Here is a 315-nt window from a genome sequence, read left to right as displayed (position 1 = left end):
TGTATGCCTCGTCAACTTCCTTAAAAACAATGCCTGCGTGAGCGCATTTATAGTCCAGCATTGTTTTTAATTGACACCAGCCAGCGTCCAGCACTGACTTGGCCATCGTGGTTTTAACGAGTTTTAAACTACTGACATTATCGACATAGATTTCACCGCAGCGGTTGACCAGCGTGCGGCTGAACTTATGCAATGCGTCTTTTCTACGGTTAGCGATTTTCGCATGAAGGGTTTTGACTTGGGTTTTATTTCTGGCTCGTTGCGCTATGGCTAATTTTTCCTCAAGGCCACGATAGAAGCGGCCCGCTTCCAGCT

General features: G+C 46.7%; 1 protein-coding gene. It reads right to left on the bottom strand.

Features of this window, described 5'->3' with window-relative positions; translation table 11 throughout:
* Positions 1–315 (bottom strand): transposase (locus TOI97_RS13420; protein ID WP_321554593.1); only part of this gene is annotated, 315 nt, incomplete at both ends.

The sequence above is a fragment of the Denitrificimonas halotolerans genome (genome assembly GCF_034259425.1).
GTDB lineage: Bacteria > Pseudomonadota > Gammaproteobacteria > Pseudomonadales > Pseudomonadaceae > Denitrificimonas > Denitrificimonas halotolerans.
The sequence above is the reverse complement of the archived record's forward strand: the minus strand, read 5'-3'. Positions and strand labels throughout refer to the sequence as shown.